At 66.9% G+C, this 21,481-nt stretch carries 15 protein-coding genes; 5 read left to right on the top strand and 10 right to left on the bottom strand.

Annotated features, from left to right (window positions below):
* Positions 1 to 26: 26 nt before the first annotated feature.
* Complete coding sequence (locus tag QW887_RS13070) at positions 27 to 644, top strand: hypothetical protein (RefSeq protein ID WP_316185307.1); 618 nt, start codon at positions 27 to 29, stop codon at positions 642 to 644.
* Between the two features lie 51 nt (positions 645 to 695).
* Here the strand turns inward: QW887_RS13070 and QW887_RS13075 are convergent, their stop codons facing one another.
* Both QW887_RS13075 and QW887_RS13080 read right to left on the bottom strand, forming a co-directional pair.
* A complete protein-coding gene (locus tag QW887_RS13075) occupies positions 696 to 3,902 on the bottom strand; it encodes an autotransporter domain-containing protein (RefSeq protein ID WP_316185308.1) in 3,207 nt (1,068 codons plus the stop codon).
* Positions 3,903 to 4,404: 502 nt separating this feature from the next.
* Positions 4,405 to 5,427, bottom strand: a complete 1,023-nt coding sequence (locus QW887_RS13080) for a methionine synthase (protein ID WP_316194599.1) — start codon at positions 5,425 to 5,427, stop codon at positions 4,405 to 4,407.
* A 137-nt stretch (positions 5,428 to 5,564) separates the two neighbouring features.
* On the opposite strand from QW887_RS13080, the gene QW887_RS13085 reads away from it, so the two are divergent.
* From QW887_RS13085 to QW887_RS13100, 4 genes are all read left to right on the top strand, one after another.
* On the top strand, positions 5,565 to 6,269 hold the full coding sequence (locus QW887_RS13085; RefSeq protein ID WP_316170266.1) for a glutathione binding-like protein: 705 nt from the start codon (positions 5,565 to 5,567) through the stop codon (positions 6,267 to 6,269).
* A 223-nt stretch (positions 6,270 to 6,492) separates the two neighbouring features.
* On the top strand, positions 6,493 to 7,098 hold the full coding sequence (locus QW887_RS13090; RefSeq protein ID WP_315714719.1) for a 2-hydroxychromene-2-carboxylate isomerase: 606 nt from the start codon (positions 6,493 to 6,495) through the stop codon (positions 7,096 to 7,098).
* Complete coding sequence (locus QW887_RS13095) at positions 7,098 to 8,075, top strand: NADPH:quinone oxidoreductase family protein (protein ID WP_315714718.1); 978 nt, start codon at positions 7,098 to 7,100, stop codon at positions 8,073 to 8,075. The genes QW887_RS13090 and QW887_RS13095 overlap by 1 nt, the downstream gene beginning before the upstream one ends.
* A gap of 92 nt (positions 8,076 to 8,167) precedes the next feature.
* On the top strand, positions 8,168 to 10,207 hold the full coding sequence (locus QW887_RS13100) for a methyl-accepting chemotaxis protein (protein WP_316194600.1): 2,040 nt from the start codon (positions 8,168 to 8,170) through the stop codon (positions 10,205 to 10,207).
* A gap of 211 nt (positions 10,208 to 10,418) precedes the next feature.
* On the opposite strand, the gene QW887_RS13105 is transcribed toward QW887_RS13100, so the two are convergent.
* The 8 genes from QW887_RS13105 to QW887_RS13140 all read right to left on the bottom strand — a co-directional run bounded on the left by QW887_RS13105 (position 10,419) and on the right by QW887_RS13140 (position 21,347).
* Positions 10,419 to 11,309, bottom strand: a complete 891-nt coding sequence (locus tag QW887_RS13105) for a crotonase/enoyl-CoA hydratase family protein (protein WP_316170264.1) — start codon at positions 11,307 to 11,309, stop codon at positions 10,419 to 10,421.
* A 410-nt stretch (positions 11,310 to 11,719) separates the two neighbouring features.
* Positions 11,720 to 13,141, bottom strand: a complete 1,422-nt coding sequence (locus QW887_RS13110) for an amidase (protein WP_316185315.1) — start codon at positions 13,139 to 13,141, stop codon at positions 11,720 to 11,722.
* 65 nt (positions 13,142 to 13,206) lie between these two features.
* Positions 13,207 to 14,370: a M20 aminoacylase family protein gene (locus QW887_RS13115; protein WP_315714714.1), complete on the bottom strand. Its 1,164-nt coding sequence runs from the start codon at positions 14,368 to 14,370 to the stop codon at positions 13,207 to 13,209.
* 20 nt (positions 14,371 to 14,390) lie between these two features.
* Positions 14,391 to 15,890, bottom strand: a complete 1,500-nt coding sequence (locus QW887_RS13120) for a M81 family metallopeptidase (RefSeq protein WP_316185317.1) — start codon at positions 15,888 to 15,890, stop codon at positions 14,391 to 14,393.
* A gap of 295 nt (positions 15,891 to 16,185) precedes the next feature.
* Positions 16,186 to 17,832: an ABC transporter ATP-binding protein gene (locus tag QW887_RS13125; protein ID WP_315714712.1), complete on the bottom strand. Its 1,647-nt coding sequence runs from the start codon at positions 17,830 to 17,832 to the stop codon at positions 16,186 to 16,188.
* A gap of 133 nt (positions 17,833 to 17,965) precedes the next feature.
* Entirely contained in the window at positions 17,966 to 18,856 is an 891-nt protein-coding gene (locus QW887_RS13130; RefSeq protein WP_316175574.1) for an ABC transporter permease, read from the bottom strand.
* 11 nt (positions 18,857 to 18,867) lie between these two features.
* Positions 18,868 to 19,809 (bottom strand): ABC transporter permease, encoded by a 942-nt coding sequence (locus tag QW887_RS13135; protein WP_315749429.1) that lies wholly within the window; start codon positions 19,807 to 19,809, stop codon positions 18,868 to 18,870.
* A 407-nt stretch (positions 19,810 to 20,216) separates the two neighbouring features.
* Positions 20,217 to 21,347, bottom strand: coding sequence for a M20/M25/M40 family metallo-hydrolase (locus tag QW887_RS13140; RefSeq protein WP_316175576.1), 1,131 nt, complete (start codon positions 21,345 to 21,347; stop codon positions 20,217 to 20,219).
* Positions 21,348 to 21,481 lie beyond the last annotated feature (134 nt).

Raw genomic sequence — 21,481 nt, forward strand, 5'->3', positions numbered from 1 at the left:
CGCTATTCGCCAGCCGAAGGCTCGCCATGCCGCTGCAGAACCGCGTCACGCCGATGGGCGATATCGTCGCCGCGCCGCATCGCGGCCTCTTCACCGGAAATCGCGGCATCATCCACGACCCCGCGACGAAGACGCTGTTGCGGAAGCGCTGGTCGAGCCCCGCCTGGCTGGTCTGCCTGTGCGAGTTTCGCGGCAAGCGCCGAAAGGTCATGGCAACGCAAAGCTGGACCGAGCTGTTCTTCCTTGACGAGGCGACCGCGCTCGCCGCCGGCCATCGCCCCTGCTTCTATTGCCGGCGCGACGACGCCAAGAGGTTTCGCGCCGCATGGCAAGAGGGCAACGGCGTCGGGGCTCTGCGCATCTCCGAGATTGATCGCGTGCTCCATCGCGAGCGCCTCGATCGCGGTCGCAAGCGCCTGCATCCGCTGCCGACGCCGCTCGCCGCCTTGCCTGACGGGGCCATGGTGCAGGCAGGCGAGGAGAGCTTTCTGATCCGAAAAGGCAGGGCGCTGCCCTGGTCGGCGGCGGGCTATGACGCGCCACGCGCAGGGATCACCGACGCGTTGCTGCTGACCCCGCCCTCGACGCTGCGCGCGATCCAGGCGGGCTATGCGCCGGTGCTGCATCCGAGCGCGATGACCTGACCGTCGGGTGATCGGGGCGCCGCGCGGATGTGCCGCGCGGAGCTCCGCGCGTCACCACGTGTAGCGCACGATGCCCTTGCCGGCGTAGCTGCGGGTCACATCCGAGAACTCGCCCTCGAAGCTCGCGGCGGCCGACCAGCCATTCCGCCACTTCATTTCAGCGGAGACCGTGGTCAGCGCTGAATTCTGCGCCTGCCGCGCGCCGTTGACGACGAAGGATGCGCCCGGAAGGGTCTGGAACGTGGCCCCGGCCGACCGGCTGGGGTTGAAGTCATAGGCCCAGGCGAAGCGGCTGCGCAGCGTGAAAACGCCATCAGCCAGCGCATAGGCCTTGTCGGTGCGCAGGCCCAGTTCCGACCGCGTATCGGTGACGTTCTGCGATCCAAAGCGTAGCGCGAAGGTATTGGCGCCGGAGACCGCATTCTCCGCATAGCCCGGCAGGCTGAACGTCGTGAACTGCGCCGCGGCGTAGGGCGTGATCCCGAACCCCATCCAGGGCGACACGAAGCGATAGCCGCCCTCGACCCGGCCGGCAAAGGTGTTGGCGTCGAAGTTGGCGCGCAGCTGGTCGACGCCGGCCACCGTCACGGTGCGGTTGGTGGTGATGTTCTGCCAGCCATAGGCCAATGCCGCGGAGATATAGGCCGGGCCGACCGTGTGCCGGACGAAGGCGCCGGCCTGGAACAGGTCGGACCGGCCGCTGCCGCCATTGGCGACGCTGAACGTGGTGCCGCCGCCGGCCATCGAGAACCCGGCGATCGTGGACGGCGAGAAGCGGTAGTCGGCGCCGACGGCCGTGCCGTAGATGTTGCTGGTGGTATTGTTGGACCCGAGCGCGGTGTTGCCATCGGTGGTCTGCGAGCCGCCGAAGCCGGCTGCCCACACGCTCCAGCCCGGCCTGACCACGGGCGCGGCCGGCGCCTTGGTGTAGATCGCGGCCAGCGCGTCGTTCGGATTGCGCTTGGACGCAAAAGCGAGCGTCTCCTCCGCGTAGCCGATCGCGCCGCTGGGCGCAGAGCCCTGGTCGCCGCGGCCGCCGATGAACGGATCGGTCATGACGCCCATGAATTGCGTCATCGCATTGAACGTCGTCTGTTGCGAGCCGGTCGCGGTCTCGCCCGAGATCTGCGTCAGCCCCGCTGGCGTCAGCCCGGTGAAGACGACGGGAATGCTGCCGTTCGTGTTGAAGTAGTTGCTGAGCGCGTTGCTGACGTTCTGCTGGTTGATGTTCCCCGACGAGCCCATCGTCAGATTGAGGAAGGCGTTGTTGGCGTCGTAGCTCAACGTCGCGCTGAAGCCCGCCGGCAGGTTGGTGTTGGTGACGCCGCCGAAGGTGCCGCTGACGCCGCCGGTGGCGGTGAGAATGGTGTATTGCTTGGAGATGTAGCTGCCGTTTGCGAAGGTCGCGGTGACGGCGGCGCCCCCGAGCGTCGCAGTGCCGGTGACGGTGGCGAACGACGCCGTGCTCGGATTCACCTGCACCAGGTATTGCGCGCCCGACTGGAACGCGAGGTTGCCGACGATAGCCATGGAGGACGCCGGGGTGCCGTTGCCCGGCGCGAACGAACCTGAGATCGTCGCGTTGGCGCCGGTGACGGTGCCATCTCCGCTCAGCGTGCCGAACGTCTTGTTGAAGCCGTTGAGATCCAGCGTGGCGCCGGACAGCACGCTGAACACCGTGCTGGCGCCGAACGCGCCGGCCGAGCCCGCGCGCAGCGTACCGGCGTCGACATTGGTCGCGCCGGTGTAGGTGTTGGTGCCCGAGAGCAGCAGGATGCCGCCGCCCGCCTTCACCAGGGTGCCGGCGGAGGCGCCGTCGCCGACGATGCCTTGCAACGTGGTCGTGGTCGCGCCGGCTACGTCGATCGTCGACAGCCCGGCAATCTTGAAGTCGCGGCCGTTGGCGAACGTCGTCGTGCCGGTGACCGCCAAAGTGCCGCCATTGGAAATGATCACGTCGTTGGCGACGTTGCCGAGATTGGCGGTGGCGCCGACCGAGAGCGTGCCGGCGCTGATGTTGACGTTGCCGGTGAACGTATTGGTCGCCGACAGCACCAACGTGCCGATGCCGGTCTTGTTGATCGCCGTGTTGACGCCGCCGGTCGTCAGTCCGGTGCCGCCGATGGAGTCGCCGTAGGTCACGGTGCCGCCGGACACGCTGATATTGGCCGTCACGCCGCTCAGGAAGATGCCGGCGCCCTGCGCTGCACCGGCCGCTGCCGAAAACCCGTTGATGGCGCTTGGCCCGATGCCGATGCCGGGGGTGCCGGCGGCGCCACCGGTGACGGTGTTGCCCGAAATCGGCGAGTCGAGAATCGTCAGCGTGCCGCCGGTGGCGACATAGATGGCGCCGCCATTGGCTGCGCCGCCATTGCCGCCGGCGCCGCCGTCGGAGCCGGGCCCAGGCCCGCCCGCGCCGCTGGCATTCGTCGCGCCGTCGCCGCCGGTGCCGCCGTTGCCGCCATTGGCGTTGCCGGTGCCGCCCGGATTGTTGTTGGTGTAGGTGTTGCTGTTGGTGGTGCCTGAGCCGCCGCCGCCACCGCCGCCGTCGCCGAGCGCGGCGCCCGCGGTGCCGGCCGTGCCTTGCGTGCCGGTATGTCCGCCGGTGCCGCCCGCGCCGCCGCCGCCGCTGGCACCGCCGTTGTTCGCGGCACCGCCCGCGCCGCCGTTGCCGCCATTCACCGGGTCGGCCGCCGCATTCTGTGCGCTGCCGCCATTGCCGCCGGCGCCACCGGTGGCGCTGTTGCTGGTGAAGGTCACCGCGGCGATCGTGACGTTGGCGCCGCTGCCGACCAGCAGGCCGCCGCCGGCACCGAGACCGCCACCGCCGCCGCCGCCGGAGCCATAGGCCAGACCGCCGCTATAATAGCCGTTCTGGCCGTTCTGGCCGTTGCCGCCGATCGCGGCCGTGTTGGTGATCGCCAGGCTGGAGATGTTCACGGTCGGCGCGTTGGCACCGTTGACGACGATGCCCTGAAACGAGGAGGCGCCGTTGATCGTCTGGCCGTTGCCGGTGATGTTCACCGTGACGTTGCTGTTGGCGGCCTGCAGTTGCGCAAGCGAGCTCGACAGCGTGAAGCCGCTGGTGATGTTGATGGTGACGGTCGAGTTGGCGCCGGCGGCCGCGACCGCTGCCACCGCCGTATTCCAGTCGGTCTGGTTGGCGACATCGATCGCCAGGGCCTGGGTGCTCAACATGGTGCCCGCAAGAAGAACCGAGAGGGTCAGCCAGCGCCGCGACTTCGGCGCAGCAAACATCGTTCTCGCAAGGCAAGCCATTGCATTCCCCAATAATGAAAGCGGAGGTCAGATACGAACTGGATTAAGCAGCAAAAAATTCACGCCACACTTGTGGCCAAGAAATGAAATGTTAGGACACATACTGTCAAGCGCAGCAAAGACACACAGCGTCGGGAATGTTGTGCGTCTGGTATTTTGCTACCAAGGATAGATTTTCCCCATCCGGCGACCGTGATCGATGATCGCTGCGATCTGCCGCAAAACACAGAGCAGTGCATATGAAAGGCTGACGTGGCCATCGCGGCGGTCGTGCAGGGGCAGCAAAGGCGCGGCCGTGCTGTTGCGGCGAATCGCGCGTGGTGAGGCCGTGCTCACCTCGGATGCGCTCTTACTTTGATTCCAGGCCCGTGTGCGTGTCGCCTCTCGGCGCGATCGCGATTGAGCCAGGGCCCCGAGCGCGATGCCTCGGGGGGCGGCGAGCCGTCGACGCCCTTGCCTCGGGTCTGACCTGACATCTGAGTCAGGCAAACCTCTGCCGTGCCAGCTTTGCGCCGGTGCCGAGCGCCATCAGCTTGGCCTCGGCGATCTCGCGCCGCATCGGCGCCATGCCGCAATTGGTGGTGGCGATGATGTTCTGCTTCGGCACCACCTTCATGACGTCCTCGAGGGTCTTGCAGACGTCCTCGGCGGTCTCGATCGCGTCGCTGGCGACGTCGATGACGCCGGCCTGCACGATCTTGTTCTTGAGCAGGCCGAGCAGCTCGATCGGCACCTTCGAATTGCGACATTCGACGGCGACCTGCTGGATGGTGCTGGCGTCGATGACCGGGAAGGTCTCCTCATACTGTCGCCACTCGCCGCCCAGCGTCTCCTTCCAGTCGGTGTTGGCCTTGATGCCGTAGCCGTAGCAGATGTGCACGGCAGTCGGGCAGGTCAGCCCTTCGGCGGCGCGCTCCAGCGCCTTGATGCCCCAGTCACGCACCTCGTCCATGTAGACGTTGAAGGCGGGCTCGTCGAACTGGATCATGTCGATGCCGTCGTCGTGCAGCGCCTTGGCCTCCTGGTTCAGCAGCTCGGCGAAGGCGAACGCCATCTTCACACGGTCGCCATAGTAGTTGTCGGCGATGGTGTCGATGATCGTCATCGGTCCGGGCAGCGTGAACTTCAGCGCGCGCGTGGTGTGCGTGCGCGCGATCCGCGCCTCGTCGCCATGGACACGGCCCTTCAGCGACAGCGGCGCCACCACCTGCGGCACCATCGCCTTGTAGCGGTCCTTGCGGATGCCCATCTCGACCTTGTGGGCGAAGTCGATGCCTTCGACGCGCTCGAGAAAGCCGTGCACGAAATGCTGGCGCGACTGCTCGCCCTCGGTGAGAATGTCGATGCCGGAATCCTCCTGCAGCTTCAGCGCCAGGATCGTCGCATCGCGCTTGGCACGCGCCAGCTCCTCGCCCTTCGACTTCCACGGAGCCCACAGCACGTTGGGCTCGGCCAGCCATTCCGGCTTCGGCAGCGAGCCTGCGATGGTCGATGGAAACAGCATGGTCGAACTCTCCAGCATAAAGGCGGTCAGGCTTGAGCGCCTGTCTGCCATGGCTTACCCTTCAGGTACAGAAGAACGAAGCCGCCTCGCGTGTTCCGCAGCGCGGCATAATGGTCAGGGGAAGGAATCGTGGAAGGATGATCGATCTCCATTATGCGCCGACGCCGAACGGCTGGAAGATCTCGATCATGCTCGAGGAACTCGGGCTGCCCTATACCGTCATTCCCGTCGACATCCGCGCCGGCGACCAGTTCAAGCCGGAGTTCCTGGCGATCAGCCCGAACAACCGGATTCCCGCGATCGTCGATCACGCGCCGGCCGATGGCGGCGCGCCGTTCCCGGTGTTCGAGACCGGTGCCATCCTGATCTATCTCGCCGACAAGACCGGCCGTTTCCTGCCGCAGGAGGCGCGGGCGCGCTCGCGTGTCATCCAATGGGTGATGTGGCAGATGGCCGGACTGGGGCCGATGATGGGGCAGCACGGCCATTTCGCGCTCTATGCGGCTGAGAAGATCCCTTACGCGATCCAGCGCTACCGCGACGAGGTGGCCAGGCTGTTCCACGTGCTCGACGTGCAGCTCGGCAAGACCGGCGCCTATGTCGCCGGCGACGACTATTCGATCGCGGACATCGCCTGCTTTCCCTGGATGATGACGCACAAGGCCCAGGGATTCACGCTCGACGACTATCCCGACATCAAGCGCTGGTACGCGGACCTGCGCGCGCGGCCCAAGCTGCAGGCGGGGCTGGCGATCGGCAAGTTCGTCAAGGAGCCGTTCAACGAGCAGTCGCGTCATGTGATGTTCGGCGCGCGCGCGAAGGAGATGACGGGGCGGTCGTGAGCGAGCTCCGCGGCATCGCGAGGAGCATGGGGATCAGCCATCCAGACCGTATGTTGCAGCCCCTGGATTGCTTCGTCGCTACGCTCCTCGCAATGACGGAGAGAGTGGTTTGCACCAACTCTCTCCGTCATTGCGAGCGAAGCGAAGCAATCCAGGGCCACGACCACACTCCGGATTTTTGCGCGCGCAAAGGCGAACTTATCGAGACCTTGAGGAAACACACATGATCGAATTCTTCTTCGACTGCTCCAGCCCCTGGACCTATCTTGCCTTCCACAACATCCAACCGCTCGCGCAAGAATTCGGCGTCGACATCGTCTGGCGGCCGATCCTGGTCGGCGGCATCTTCAACACCGTCAATCCCAGCGTCTATGCGCAGCGCGAGAAGCCGGTGCCGGCCAAGGCGGCCTACACGCTGAAGGACCTCGACGACTGGTCCCGCTCGGCCGGGCTCAAGATCAAGATGCCGCCATCGGTGTTTCCGGTGAACAGCGTCAAGGCGATGCGCGGCTGCATCTGGCTGGGCCAGGACATGGTGCCGTTCGCACGGGCCGTGTTCGAGATCTATTGGGGCGAGGACCAGGACATCTCGCAGGATGCGGTGCTGACCGAGGTGTGCCGGCGCGTCGGCGTCGATCCGAAGGCGTTCTTCGATGGGATCGCGCAGCAGGGCATCAAGGACCAGCTGCGCATCAACACCGAGGAGGTCGTCAAGCGCGGCGGCTTCGGCTCGCCGACGATCTTCCTCGACGTGACCGACATGTATTTCGGCAATGATCGGCTGCCGCTGATCCGCGAGGCGCTGGCGCGGGCGAAGGGGCGCGCCTGATGCCGCGTGCGATCGTCTGCCGCGAGCTCGGTCCGCCGGAGACGCTGCGGCTGGAGGCCCTACCGCCGCGCTCACTCGGTGACGGCGAGGTGCGGGTGAAGATCCGCGCTGCCGGCATTAACTTTCCGGACATATTGATGGCGGCCGGCGAGTATCAGCTCAAGCCTGAGCTGCCGTTCACGCCCGGCGTCGAGGCAGCCGGTGACGTCGTCGAAACCGGGGCCGCCGTGACCGGCCGCGCCGTCGGCGACAAGGTGATCGTCCGCATGCGCTTCGGCGCCTATGCGGAGGAGGCGGTGGTTGCGGCCAGCCAGCTCACGCCGCTGCCGTCGACTTTCGACTACGCGGAAGGCGCGACCTATCTGGCCGGCCACGGCACCGCCCATCACGCCCTGGTCGATCGCGGCCAGCTCAAGCCCGGCGAGACGCTGCTGGTGCACGGCGCCGGCGGTGGCGTCGGCCTCGCCGCCGTCGAGATCGGCAAGCTGCTCGGCGCAACGGTGATCGCGGCGGCGTCGTCGGAGGAGAAACTCGCGGTGGCACGCGCGCGTGGCGCCGATCATCTCATTCTGTATTCACGCGGGCCGTTCCGCGACGCCGTCAAACACATCACCGATGGCCGTGGCGTCGACGTCGTGTTCGATCCTGTCGGCGGCGAGGTGTTCGAGAACAGCGTTCGCTGCATCGCCTGGGGCGCGCGGCTGCTGGTGATCGGCTTCACCGGCGGCATCGGGCTCGCACGCACCAATCTGATCCTCATGAAGGGCGCAAGCGTGCTCGGCGTTCGCGCCGGCGAGGCGGTGCGGAAGGATCCCGAGCTGGGCGAGCGACGGATGGCTGCACTGCTCGCGTTCGCCGAGCAAGGCAAGCTGCGGCCCAACGTCTCCCACCGCGTGCCGTTCGACAATTACGCATCGGCGATGCGGCTTTTGATCGATCGCAAGGCGATCGGACGCGTCGCGCTGGTGATGGATTAGTTGGCAGGCGTCTGCCCAAAAATTCGGCGGATGGGGCTGTGTATTTTTTTACCACTGGATTCATAGAGTGATCGGACAGGTCGAGGCCGATCATGTTGAAGACGTCGAAGATACTTCACCGCATAGCCCTGTCTGCATTGCTGCCCATCGTCACACTGGCCGCGTTGGCGGCCTACGAGATTTCCACGAAATGGGCGGTGCGTGTCGAGATGACGCGCATGCAGCCGGCGGCGGACGCCGTCGCCAGGCTCAGCCGCTTCGTTCATGAGCTGCAGCGTGAGCGCGGCATGTCGTCGGCATTTCTGAGCAGCAAGGGCACGCAGATGCGTGCCGAGCTGGATCAGCAGCGCAAGCTGACCGATGGCGAGCGCGCGCACGCGTTTGCCGCGCTGGACGGGCTGCGCCGGAGCGCCGCACTGGCCGAGGCGGCGCAGGCGAGCGAACAGGCGTTGACGCAGCTCGATCGCCGCCGCGGCGACATCGATGTCCAAGCCGTCACGCCGGCGGCAGCGGTCAGCTCGCTCACCGAGATCGTCAGCCGGCTGATCAGCCTGATCAGCGGCATATCGAGGCTCAGCGATGACGACGATATCTCCAAGGCGATCATTGCCTATGGCAATCTGACCGAAGGCAAGGAGCGCGCCGGCCTGGAGCGCGCGGTCGTGGCGGGAGGCCTTGCCGCCGGTCGCTTCGAGCAGGCCGCCTACGCGCGCGCCATAGGGCTGGCTGCGGCGCAGGACAGCTATTTCGCGGCCTTTCGCGCCGCCGCCTCGGCGAAAGGACGTGCGGCGTTCGATGCGGCGATGACGGGACCGGCGATCGACGGTGTCGTTGCCATGCGCAAGGTGGTGGAGCAGGGCGGCGTCAGCGGTGATTTCAAAGGGCTCGCGAGCAAGGCCTGGTTCGATGCGGCCACGCTGCGGATCGATCTGCTGAAGCAGATCGAAGACGCTCTGGCCGTCGAGCTGTCCGAGCTGATGGCCGGCAAGCAGGCCGCGGCCACGGCCAGCCTCGCCGCCGTCGGCGCGCTGCTGCTGGTCGCCTTGGCGCTGAGCCTCGCGATCGTCGTTGCGCTGGCGCGCAGCATCACCAGGCCGATCAACGCCCTTGCCGATACGATGACGCGGCTGGCGAAGGGCGATGTGAGCACTGCAATCGACGCGGTCGATCGGCGCGACGAGGTCGGCCTGATGGCGAGGGCAGTGCAGGTCTTCAAGGAGAACATGATCCATGGCGCCGAGCTCGCTGCCAGGGATGCGGAGGCGATGAGCCAGCGCGCCGAAAAAGCCAAGCGCGTCGGCGAACTGACCGACCGTTTCAGCGGTGACATCGCGGCCGTGATCGACAGCGTGATCTCAGCCTCGGCACAGCTCGAATCGACGGCCGCCGTGATGAATCGGACGGCGAGCCGGACCTGCAGTGAAGCGAGCAGCGTTGCGCAGGCGACCGAGGCCGCGTCGAGCAACATGCAGACGATGGCCGCTGCGACGGACCAGCTGTCGAGCTCGGTCGCGGGCATCGGCGGTCAGGTGACGCAGTCGGCCGACATGGCGCAGAAGGCGGCCGCGGAGGGGCAGAGGACCAACGAGACCGTGCAGGGCCTTTCCAGCATGGCCGAGCGGATCGGCGACATCGTGCGGCTGATCAGCGACATTGCCGGCCAGACCAATCTTCTCGCGCTCAATGCGACCATCGAGGCCGCGCGGGCGGGTGAAGCCGGCCGCGGCTTTGCCGTCGTCGCCGGCGAGGTGAAGCTGCTCGCCGAGCAGACCGCCAAGGCGACCGGCGAGATCCGCGCGCAGATCTCCGGAATGCAGGAGGTGTCGAGCGAGGCCGTCCGGGCCATCCGCGGCATCACCACGACCATCGGCGAGCTGAACGAGATCGCGTCGTCGATCGCGAATGCCGTCGAGGAACAGGGCGCCGCGACGCGCGAGATGGCGTGGAACGTCCAGCACGCAGCCAAGGGAACCGACGAAATTTCGCAGAACATCCAGCAGGTCACGGCCGCCGCAAACGAATCCGGCGCCACCGCCAGCCAGGTGCTCGGGGCGTCGGCGGAGCTGCTGCGTCAGTCCGAGAGCATGCGCCGCCATGTCGACGACTTCATTCGCGGCATCAAGGCGGCGTGAGCGGTCGCACGCGATGTGATTGGTGGCGATGTGATTGGCGGCGGTGATTGGCTGCCGGGGTCGATTGCGATCCTGGTGCTGGTGATGGAGTCGTTGCAGTCGCCGCCCACGCGGTGTCGTCCCGGCCTTGAGCCAGGATCCATACCGCGCCATCTATCGCGTGGCGCTCTGGACGCCGTTCTTTGCCAAATGGTGTCCTGGGGCCGTGGCGCTACTTATACTCCCGCTCATCCCACCACGGGAAATAGTCGGGCATATCGGCCGTCACCGTGTTCTTGAATTGCGCAGGGCGCTTCTCCAGGAACGACACCACGCCTTCCTTGACGTCGTCGGAGCGGCCGCGCGCGTAGATGCCGCGGCTGTCGACCTTGTGCGCCTCCATCGGATCGTCGGCGCCCATCATGCGCCACATCATCTGGCGGATCAGCGCGATCGACACCGGCGCGGTCTTGTCGGCGATCTCGCGGGCCAGCGCACGGGCGGTGGGCAGCAGATCATCCGGCGGCACGACCTTGCTGACGAGGCGGCCGGCGAGCGCCTCCTGCGCCGGAAACACGCGGCCGGTGTAGCACCATTCCAGCGCCTGCGAGATGCCGACGATGCGCGGCAGGAACCAGCTCGACGCCGCCTCCGGCACGATGCCGCGCTGGGAGAACACGAAGCCGAACCGCGCCGCGTCAGAGGCGATGCGGATGTCCATCGCGAGCTGCATGGTGACGCCGATGCCGACGGCGGGGCCGTTGACCGCGGCGATGACCGGCTTCAGCGACTTGTAGATGCGCAAGGTGACCTGGCCACCGCCATCGCGCACCTGCGGATCGGAATAGTCGACGCGGCCATCGGCGTGGCGCTTCACCGGTCCGCGCTTGGCATCGCGATCGAACGTGTCGGCCCCGGAGGAGAGGTCAGCACCCGCGCAGAACGCGCGGCCCGATCCGGTGACGATGATCGCCCTGACGCCGTCGTCCTTGTCGGCGCGATCGAAGGCGTCGATCAGCTCCTCCATCATGGTGCCGGTGAAGGCGTTGAGCTTCTCCGGCCGGTTCAGCGTGATGGTGAGGATCTTGTCGGCGACGTCGTAGAGGATGGTCTGATAAGCCATTGGCGCTTCCTGATGTTGTCGTGGCGCTTATTAGTTGTTTGCTCGTGCCACAATCTCCGCCGTCATTCCGGGATGCGCCCTCTTGGGCGCAGGCCCGGAATCCATAACCACCATCGTGAGTATGGATTCCGGGCCCGTGCTTCGCACGCCCCGGAATGACGACGACTGGGATCGACGATAGGGAGTACAATAGTTCAGCGAGAGGCCGCGTCAAATCGTGACGACATTCCGCATGGCGGGCAAAGCGCCGCGCTTTTCATTGGTCTCCCAACACGCGATCCGGCAGCGATGTGGCCCACGCTCTTTCCCCGTCATTGCGAGCGCAAGCGAAGCAATCCAGAGTCGTGGGCGGGACTCTGGATTGCTTCGCTTCGCTCGCAATGACGGAGGAAGGAGTGGGGTGACGCGAATCAGGAGGCCGGCGGTATCGGCCATGGCCGCTGCTCGCCGCGTAATCCCTCGAACGTCTTGGCCATCCCGAGCACGCCGACATCATCGAAGCGGCGGCCGACGATCTGCAGGCCGATGGGGAAGCCGTCGGGGTCGTAGCCGGCATTGACGGAGATCGCTGGGTTCTCCGACATGTTCCAGGGCACGGTGTAGGTGATGTGCTCGAACGGCCTCTCGGGATCGTTGACCGGCGAGGCGAACTCGGCGGGGAATTTCACGCCGGGCGAGACCGGCGAGATGATGTAGTCGTAGTCGCAGAACAGTCTTGCCGCGGCGGCGCGTAGCGCCATCGTGACGTTGAAGCCTCTGACGACTTCGACGCCGGAGAGCGCGGCGGCGCGTTCGGCCCAGCGCAGGATGTAGGGCAGGGTCATCGCGCGCACCTCGGGCGCCAGCCGCGCCAGATCGTCCCACAGCCGTGCACGCCAGAAATTGTCGAGACCGTCGAGCATCTCGCGCGTCAGGAAGCCCTTGACCTCGCTGATCACGGCGCCGGCGTCCTCGAAGGCTTTCGCCGCAGCCAGGGTCGTCGCGCGCACCGGCTCCTCCAGTGGCTGGCCGACGCCGCCGAGATCGAGCATCAGGCCGATGCGCAGCTTGCGCACCGGCTTCTCCGTGACCTTCCAGTGCAGGTCCGACGGCGGCAGGCTGGTGCCGTCGCGGCGGTCGGGCTTGGACAGCACGCTCATCATCAGCGCGGCATCGTCGACGATGCGCGTCATCGGACCGGCGACGCGGCCGACATAAGGCGGGTCGATCGGCACGCGGCCGAAGCTCGGCTTCAATCCGACGAGGCCGCACCACGATGCGGGCAGCCGGATCGAGCCGCCGATGTCGGTGCCGACATGCAGCGGACCGCAGCCCGCGGCGGCTGCGGCGCTCGCACCGGCGCTCGAACCGCCGGGGTTCATGCGGAGATCCCATGGATTGCGCGTCAGCGGATGGAAGCTCGACAGGCCCGACGACAGCATGCCGTAATCGGGCATCGTGGTCTTGGCGAAGATGATCGCGCCGGCCTCGCGCAGCCGCGCCACCGGCGGCGCATCGGCGGCGAGCGGCGTGCGCGTGACGCTGGCTGCGCCGAGCGGCATCGGCTGGCCCTTGGTGGCGAGATTGTCCTTCACCGTCGCCGGTACGCCGTCGAGCACGCCGGCCGGCTCGTCATTGGCCCAGCGCGCGGTCGACGCCTCGGCCGCGGCCCGCGCGGCGTCGGCGTCGAGCAGATACAGCGCCTTGATGTGCGGCTCCCACGCCGCCACGTGCGCCAGGACCTCGTCCATCACCTCGGACGGCGAGAACTGGCGCGCGCGATAGCCGGCGATCAGGTCGACGGCGGAGAGATCGTGAAGCGAGGTGACGTCATCCGAGACGGGCTTGTGCATGCTGGTACTCCCACGCCGAAGTTCATCTCGATCTGCCGCCCGCTCATTGACGTATGTCAGTCGCGCTAGGCCGCCGGCAGCCGCGTCTCGATGATGCGGGCGAACATGCTGGCGCCGATCGGCAGGATCTTGTCGTCGAGCACGTAGCCGGGATTGTGCACCGGCACCGAGCCGTCATGGCCGACCCAGAAATAGGCGCCCGGAATCGTCTGCAGCATGTCGGCGAAATCCTCGCTGCCCATCTTCGGCGTCGAGCGGGTCAGCACCTTGGACGGCTCGACCACGGTGCGCGCGACCTGCTCGACGACCTTGGACTGCTCCTCCTGGTTCACCAGCACGCTGAACGTGTCGCGGATGTCGACATCGATCTCGCAATTGAAGGCGGCTGCCATGCCGGCGCAGATCGCGCGCATGCGCTCGCGCACCAACGCGCGCACGGGGTCCGAGAACGCGCGCACGGTGCCGCACAGCCAGGCATCGCCGGGAATGACGTTGTAGGCCGAGCCGGCGTGGATCTGCGTGATCGAGACGACCGCGGCCTGCAGCGGCTCGACATTGCGGCTGACGATGGTCTGGATCGCCTGCGCCACGGTGGTCGCGATCACCACCGCATCCTTGGAACGCTCGGGCATGGCGCCATGAGCGCCGTAGCCGGAAATCCGGATGTCGAAGAAGTCGGCGCCGGCCATTGCCGGACCGGGCAGGATCGCGATCTCGCCGTGCTCCAAGTCCGGCGCGTTGTGCAGGCCGTAGAGCTCGTCGCAGGGAAACTTCTGGAACAGGCCGTCCTTGATCATCGCGCGTGCGCCGCCGAGGCCTTCCTCCGCCGGCTGGAAGATGAAGTGCACGGTGCCGTCGAAGTTGCGGGTCTCGGCGAGATAGCGCGCGGTGCCGAGCAGCATCGTGGTGTGGCCGTCATGGCCGCAGCCGTGGAAACGGCCGGGGATGGTCGAGCGCCACGGCAGGTTCGTATTCTCCTCCATCGGCAGCGCATCCATGTCGGCACGCAGGCCGATCTTCCTGCCGCTGTCGTTCTTGCCCTTGAGCACGCCGATCACCCCGGTGCCGCCGAGGCCGCGATGCACCTCGATGCCCCATTGCGCAAGCTTCTCGGCGACGATGCCGGAGGTGCGCGTCTCCTCGAAGCCGATCTCCGGATGCGCGTGCAGGTCGCGGCGGATGGCGGTGAGCTCGTCGGCGTAAGCCTGGATGCGATCGATGGTGGGCATGGGGCGTTTCCGTTGTCGGGTTAAGCTTTGAACGCCGGGCCGTTCGGCTTGAGGCGGATGCCCGGACGCAAGCTGGTCCAGGGCAGGGTGGAGGGATCGGCGGGCATCGCGCCGGGCGCGGCGCAGATCAGGAGATGTTCGGCGATCGGTTCGAAATCGGCGCGGAAATGCACCGAGCTCTTGTTGACCAGGATCGCCTGCGCGGTCGGCTCGATGCCGACGAAGCGGTACATCTCCTGGTCGGCAAGCTGGGACTTGTGCGAGGCCACGACGACGCGGACGTCGCCAATGCGCAAACACGCTGACGGTCCCATTTCCATCTTGCGGCCGCCGTAGAACGGGCCGGGTGCGACGAAGCGGCCGTCGGAGATCTTCTCGACGATGAAGCTCTCCTCGAACGGCGCATCGCCGGGAATGCCGCTCTTGCCGCCGAGCGACAGCGTCACGGTGGCCCCTTCGCCGGCCGCATGCGCGGCGATCGCCGCTTGCGGATCGTAGATCATGCCGATCGCGGCGCGGCTGGCGCGATTGCGCACCAGCGCGCGCAGCATGCCGGTCGTATCGGAATCGCCGCCCGCGCCGGGATTGTCCTGGGTGTCGGCGATCACGATCGGACGCGTCGCTGTCTTCGCCAGCGTCATCGCATGGCGCACGCCGTCATCGGGCGTGTAGATGCGGCCGTCGAAATCATCCTCGTGGCCCGCGACGATCGCCGCGATCGCATCCGCCGCGGCGTCCGCGTCGGCCTGCGTCCGGCCATAGGCGAACACGCTTGGGCCGCAATGCGCGAAATCGGCGGCGGGAAAGCCGGGCGCGAACGACAGCGTCGGCACCGCCTCGCTCTGCAGCGCCGCAAGCTTCTCGTAGATGCCCTTGGTCGGCTGGTCATTGGTGCACTGCCAGCTGATCGGGATCAGGAACGGCAACTGCCGGAAGGCTTTCGCCAGCGGCGTCTTTGCGCGCAGCAGCAGCGCGAGGTGCTCGGCGCTGGCGCGGCCGGTGTCGGCCATGTCGGTGTGCGGATATTTCCGGTAGGCGATCAGCGCATCGGCATGTGCCATCATCTCGGGGGTGACGTTGGCATGCAGGTCGAGGCTCGCGACGAGCGGCACGTTCGGGCCGATCACCTCGCGCACGCGCGCCAGGATCTCGCCTTCGCCGTCGTCGAGATGCTCCGTCACCATCGCACCATGCAGGTCGAGATAGACGCCGTCGAGCGGGCCGGCGGCCTTGATGCGGTCGACCATCACGCCCGTGATGCGCTCGAACGCATCCCTGGTGACATGCGCGGAGGGACTCGCCGCGCAGGCGATGGTGGGCACGACGTCCCAACCGTTGGCTTCTGCGACCGGCATGAAGCCGGCCTGGCCGGCATTGATGCCGCGCATCGTCGTGAGCACGGAGGCCGCATCGGCGATCGAGGCGCGGCCGCCGCCATGCATGAACGCGTCGTAGTCCGCTTTCGTCGGTGCGAATGTGTTGGTCTCGTGCAGAAAGCCGCCGATCGCGACGCGCGTCATTACTTCGCCTGAGGCCGTTGAACGTGTCATGACGTTAGACCGGCCCTCGCGGCGCAGGCAAGCGAAGGAGCGATGCCGTTTTGCATGCGGGCCACGATGACGGCGCGCCGGCCTGCACGGACTCTCTCCGCGCGTCATTCCGGGGCATGGCGCGGCGATGAGCCCGGAATCCATACCCACAGACGGTCGTTGGGAAGCAGGCTGTCGACCACCCGATATCACCACACCCGCCGGTGGGTATGGATTCCGGGTTCGTGCTGCGCTCGCCCCGGAATGACAGCGGTGGGTGACGCTGCTACGCCACCGCCTCCGCCACCGGCCGGAAGTTCGCGAAATCCCAGTTCCGTCCCGGCGCGGCCTCGAGCAGAGACTTGGTATAGGCCTCCTTCGGATGCGTCAGGATCTCGCCGGCCGGGCCCTGTTCGACGATGCGGCCCTTCTGCATCACGACGACGTCGTCGCAGATCTGCGCGGCGACGCGCAGGTCATGCGTGATGAACAGGATGGCGATGCCGAGCCGGCGCTGGATCTCGTCGAGCAGTTCCAGGACCTGCGCCTGCACCGAGACGTCGAGCGCGGAGACCGCTTCATCCGCCACCAGCACGTCGGGATCGAGCGCGAGCGCGCGCGCAATCGCGATGCGCTGGCGCTGGCCGCCGGAGAACTGGTGCGGGTAGCGCGAGATCGCGTCCGCGGGCAGGCCGACCAGCTCGAGCAGCTCGCGCGCCCGCGCCATCGCCTTGTCATGCGAGGTGCCGTAGTTGACCGGTCCCTCGGCGATGCTCTCGCCGACGGTCAGCCGCGGGTTGAGCGAGCGGTAGGGGTCCTGGAACACGATCTGGATGCGCTTGCGGTGCGGCTGCAGCAGCCGGCGGGTCAGGATCGAGATCTCGTGGCCGGCGAGGCGGACGCCGCCGGAGGTCGGATCGATCAGCCGCACGATGCAGCGGGCCACGGTCGATTTGCCGGAGCCGCTTTCGCCGACGATGCCGAGCGTGCGGCCCTTGCGCAGGGTGAGCGTGACGTTCTGCGCCGCGACGACTTCGCGCGCCTTGCCGAGGAACGAGCGCTCGCGATAGACCTTGCCGAGCTCGTTGGTCTCCAGCACCACCGGCTCGGTGCTCTCGGGCCGCGGCGGGCGTGGGATCAGGCTGGGGACGGAGGCGAGCAGGTTGCGCGTGTAGTCCATCTCGGGGCTGCGCAGGATCTTGTCGAGCGCGCCGGTCTCGACCAGGCGGCCCTGGCGCATCACCGAGACGCGGTCGGCGATCTCGGCGACGACGCCCATGTCGTGGGTGATGAACAGCACGGCGGTGCCGTGATCGCGCTGCAACTCGCGGATCAGCGAGAGGATCTGCTTCTGCGTGGTGACGTCGAGTGCGGTGGTCGGCTCGTCGGCGATCAGGAGTTTCGGCTCGAGCACCAGCGCCATCGCGATCATGATGCGCTGGCGCTGGCCGCCGGACAGGCGATGGGGATAGGAGCCGAAAATGCGCTCGACGTCGGGCAGGTGGACCTGCTCCATCATGTCGAGGATGCGCTTGCGCCGCGTCCGCGCATCGAGGGACGTATGCGCGCGCAGGACCTCGTCGATCTGGCGGCCCACCGGCACGACCGGATTGAGCGCGGTCATCGGCTCCTGGAAGATCATCGCCATCCGGGTGGCGCGCAGCTCGCGCAGCCGGCGATCGCTCGCGGTGAGCAGCTCTTCGCCGACCAGCTTGACGCTGCCGCCGACGGCATGCAGCGCGTTCTTCGGCAGCAGGCCCATCGTGGTCAGCGAGGTCACCGATTTGCCGGAGCCGCTTTCGCCGACGACGCAGAGCGTCTCGCCCTTTTCGACCTTGATCGAGACGCCGTCGATGATGCGCGGGCCGTTCGGGTTCTTCGTCTTGCCGACGGTGACGACGAGATTGTCGATGTCGAGGATGGTGTCGGTCATGTGTTCATTTCTCCAGCGTCATTGCGAGGAGCGAAGCGACGAAGCAATCCAGAGTTCCGGGCGTGGCCCTGGATTGCTTCGCTTCGCTCGCAATGACGAAAAGTGAGATGATCATCCGGGCTACGAAGGGCCGTCACTTGCCGGCCTCGCGCTGCTTCATGCGCGGGTCGAGCGCGTCGCGGGCGGCGTCGCCGATCAGGTTGATCGAGAGGATCGCGATCGACAGCAGCAGGCCCGGCCAGAAGATCAGCGACGGCTTGATCTGGAAGTAGGAGCGGCCCTCGGCCATGATGTTGCCCCAGGTCGGCGTCTCCGGGCTGATGCCGGCGCCGAGGAACGACAGGATCGCCTCGGTGAGGATCGCGGCGGCGCAGATGTAGGTGCCCTGGACGATCAGCGGCGCGATCGTGTTCGGCATCAGATGCCGCCACATGATCTTGGGCATCGACGTCCCCAGCGAAATCGCAGCTTCGACATAGGGCTCCTCGCGTGCCGTCAGCACGACCGAGCGGACCAGGCGCGCGACGCGCGGGATCTCGACGATGGTGATCGCGATCATCACGGTGCCTACGCTGGCGCCCGACAGCGAGACGACGGCGATGGCGAGCAGGATGCTCGGGATCGCCATCAGGCCGTCCATCACGCGCATCAGGATGGCGTCCACCCAGCGGAAGAAGCCGGAGACGAGGCCGATCACGAGTCCGATCGCGATCGAGATGATCGCGGCGCCGACGCCGACCAGAAGCGAGATGCGGCCGCCATAGATCGTGCGCGACAGCAGGTCGCGGCCATAGGCGTCGGTGCCGAGCAGGTGCTGCGCGCTCGACGGCTTGAGCCGCTGCGCCGGCGCGAGCAGCACGGGATCGTGCGGCGCCAGCAGCGGTGCAAGGACCGATATCAGCACGATGAGCGACAGGCAGACGGTCGCCACGGCGATGATCGGGGTCGAGGTGAGAAAGCCGAACCGGGGCCCCAGTCGCGTGGTGACCGGGATCGACGGCTCAGGGGTGGTGACGATCGCCATCGGAAAGGGCCTCAGTAGCGGATGCGTGGATCGAGCAGGGTGTAGGCGAGGTCGATCAGGAGATTGACCGCGAGATAGATGAAGGAGGTCAGAAGGATCATGCCCTGGATGACCGGATAGTCGCGCGCCAGCACGGCGTCGACGGTGAGGCGGCCGATGCCGGGCAGGTTGAACACGCTCTCGGTGACCACGACGCCGGAGATCAACAGCGCGAAGCCGGAGCCGATCACCGTGATGACGGGCACGGCCGCATTGCGCAACGCGTGGCGCAGCAGCACCGCGATCTCGCTGACGCCCTTGGCGCGCGCGGTGCGCACGAAGTCCTCGCCGAGCACGTCGAGCATCGCGGCGCGCGTCATGCGCGCAATCAGCGCGACGTAGATGAAGGACAATGCGCAGGTCGGCAGGATGATGCGCTCGAAGAACGGGCCGAAGCCGGCGCTGAGACTCTTGAAGCCCTGGACGGGGACCCAGCGCAGGTTGATCGCGAACAGCTGGATCAGGATGTAGCCGATGACGAACACCGGCACCGAGAAGCCGATCACCGAGAGCGCCATCACGAAACGATCGATCCAGGTGCCGTGCTTCCAGGCCGCGATGACGCCGAGCGGGACAGCGACGAGAATCGACAGGATGATGGTCGAGACCGCGACCGAGATCGACGGCTCGATGCGCTGGCCGATCATCTGCAGCACCGGCACCTTGGAGATCAGCGACACGCCGAGATCGCCATGCAGCAGCTGATTGATCCAGGTGATGAACTGGATGTAGAGCGGCTCGTTCAGTCCGAGCGTGGTGCGGATGCGCTCGAGCTGCTCAGGGGTCGCGTTATCGCCGGCGAGAATCGCGGCGGGATCGCCCGGCGTCAGCCGCAGCAGGAGAAAGACGAACAGCGCCACCACGCCCATCACGGGGATGGATGCGAGGATGCGGCGAAGCAGATAACCGATCATCTTGAGAGAACCGCCTTCATGGTGCTGGGGCGACGCGCGCAACGTCGTGAGAGAGTGTGCATGTCACCGATATCCATCGCTTTCAAGGTCTCCGGTGTTCGCTCGTCCGCTCGTGCACGCGCGATGACACGGTGTTCGTGATCCGCGCGAACCGTCGCATTTGCGAACAATGTCGCAGCACTTTGCGGCGAACCCTGCGCGAAACTTTGCAAGCCGCATGCCATCATGCGCGCGCCGTGGAGCCGTTGTCTACTCACCGTCCTGGTCCCGGAAAATGAAACCGTGCTGCTGCGCAGCAGGCGGTGCGTAGCCGGGAGAGCGAAGCGACCCCGGGGTCTCGCGCTGCGGCGATGACCCCGCATGTCGCTGCGCTCATGCGGGCTACGAGATCTTGCCCGGAGGCAATCCTACGCCAGGGTCGCGAGCAGGCACGCCATCAGGCGGCCGCGCTCGGCGAGGCTGTCGATCTCGATGTGCTCGTTCAGGGTGTGCATGTCGGTGCCGCGCACCCCGAGGCCGTCGAGGGTCGGAATGCCGAGCGCGCCGGTAAAGTTGCCATCCGAGCCGCCGCCTGCCGAGCCGTGCGGCAGCGACAGGCCGAGCTGTTCGGCGATGCCGCGCGCCTTCTCGTACAGCGCCATGGTTCCGGAATCCGGCTCCCACACCGGCCGCGTCACGCCGCGCGTCACCTTGAAGGTCACGTCGTCGGTGGTGCCGGACAGCGCCAGCATCCGCTCCACGCCGCGGTCGAGATCGGCCTGCCGCTTCGCCATGCTGAGGGCTTCGCCGGTGGCGGTGGTGGCGACGCAGTTGACCCACTGGCCGGCATGCACGATGCCGACCGAGAAGGTGCAGTCCTCCGTCGTCATGCCGTCGATGGCGAGGATCTGTCGCGCCATTTCCCGGATCGCGGAACGGCCCGCGCCGAGCCGCGCGCCGGCATGGCTCGGACGTCCGATCGCCTCGAGATTGAAGCGGGCGATGGCATAGCGGCCGGTCACCACGCCGTTGTCCTGACGGCCCGGCTCGGGCACCAGCACGTATTTGTTGCGCTGCGCCTCGGCTTCGATGATGTCGCGGGTCGAGGGCGTGCCGACCTCCTCGTCCGGCGTGAACAGGATGGTGATCGGCAGCGGCGTCGCGATGGAAGCCTTGATCAGCTGGCGGATCGCTTCCAGCGTCAGATAGTTGCCGCCTTTCATGTCGCAGATGCCGGGCCCGTAGCATTTGTTGCCCTCGCGGCGCCAAGGCAGCCTGGCCAGCGTGCCGACGGGGTGAACGGTATCCATGTGGCCGGCGATCAGGATGCCCGGCTCACCCTGCCGCGGGTGCGGGAAGCGGGCGCGCACGCAGCCGGCGAAGCCCTGGCGTCCGGCGATGCGCTCGATCGTCGCACCCATGATGGCCATGTCGCGCGCGGCGAGATCCAGCATGCGCTCCACCGCGGCGGCGTCCCAGGTCGGACTTTCGCATTCGACCCAGCCGCGCAAGCCCTGCAGCATGATGTCGGTATCGAAGGGAAGATGGGCTGGATTCATTTGTGCTCTCTCAAGGCTTTGTCGCGATCTCATGACACGAGACGGAGTTGCGCACGTCTTGTAAAGCGAAAGCTACGCAGACGTTAACGGCATTCTCAGCCCAGGGCCGCATGCGCTGAATGCGGATTGACGCG

Source organism: Bradyrhizobium sp. SZCCHNRI3052, assembly GCF_032484895.1.
Taxonomy (GTDB): domain Bacteria; phylum Pseudomonadota; class Alphaproteobacteria; order Rhizobiales; family Xanthobacteraceae; genus Bradyrhizobium.

Excerpts from the sequence above, each read along its gene's own strand:
- QW887_RS13070 (WP_316185307.1), top strand. The coding sequence starts at position 27 with ATGCCGCTGCAGAACCGCGTCACGCCGATGGGCGATATCGTCGCCGCG.
- QW887_RS13075 (WP_316185308.1), bottom strand. The coding sequence starts at position 3,902 with ATGTTTGCTGCGCCGAAGTCGCGGCGCTGGCTGACCCTCTCGGTTCTT.
- QW887_RS13080 (WP_316194599.1), bottom strand. The coding sequence starts at position 5,427 with ATGCTGTTTCCATCGACCATCGCAGGCTCGCTGCCGAAGCCGGAATGG.
- QW887_RS13085 (WP_316170266.1), top strand. The coding sequence starts at position 5,565 with ATGATCGATCTCCATTATGCGCCGACGCCGAACGGCTGGAAGATCTCG.
- QW887_RS13090 (WP_315714719.1), top strand. The coding sequence starts at position 6,493 with ATGATCGAATTCTTCTTCGACTGCTCCAGCCCCTGGACCTATCTTGCC.
- QW887_RS13095 (WP_315714718.1), top strand. The coding sequence starts at position 7,098 with ATGCCGCGTGCGATCGTCTGCCGCGAGCTCGGTCCGCCGGAGACGCTG.
- QW887_RS13100 (WP_316194600.1), top strand. The coding sequence starts at position 8,168 with ATGTTGAAGACGTCGAAGATACTTCACCGCATAGCCCTGTCTGCATTG.
- QW887_RS13105 (WP_316170264.1), bottom strand. The coding sequence starts at position 11,309 with ATGGCTTATCAGACCATCCTCTACGACGTCGCCGACAAGATCCTCACC.
- QW887_RS13110 (WP_316185315.1), bottom strand. The coding sequence starts at position 13,141 with ATGCACAAGCCCGTCTCGGATGACGTCACCTCGCTTCACGATCTCTCC.
- QW887_RS13115 (WP_315714714.1), bottom strand. The coding sequence starts at position 14,370 with ATGCCCACCATCGATCGCATCCAGGCTTACGCCGACGAGCTCACCGCC.
- QW887_RS13120 (WP_316185317.1), bottom strand. The coding sequence starts at position 15,890 with ATGACGCGCGTCGCGATCGGCGGCTTTCTGCACGAGACCAACACATTC.
- QW887_RS13125 (WP_315714712.1), bottom strand. The coding sequence starts at position 17,832 with ATGACCGACACCATCCTCGACATCGACAATCTCGTCGTCACCGTCGGC.
- QW887_RS13130 (WP_316175574.1), bottom strand. The coding sequence starts at position 18,856 with ATGGCGATCGTCACCACCCCTGAGCCGTCGATCCCGGTCACCACGCGA.
- QW887_RS13135 (WP_315749429.1), bottom strand. The coding sequence starts at position 19,809 with ATGATCGGTTATCTGCTTCGCCGCATCCTCGCATCCATCCCCGTGATG.
- QW887_RS13140 (WP_316175576.1), bottom strand. The coding sequence starts at position 21,347 with ATGAATCCAGCCCATCTTCCCTTCGATACCGACATCATGCTGCAGGGC.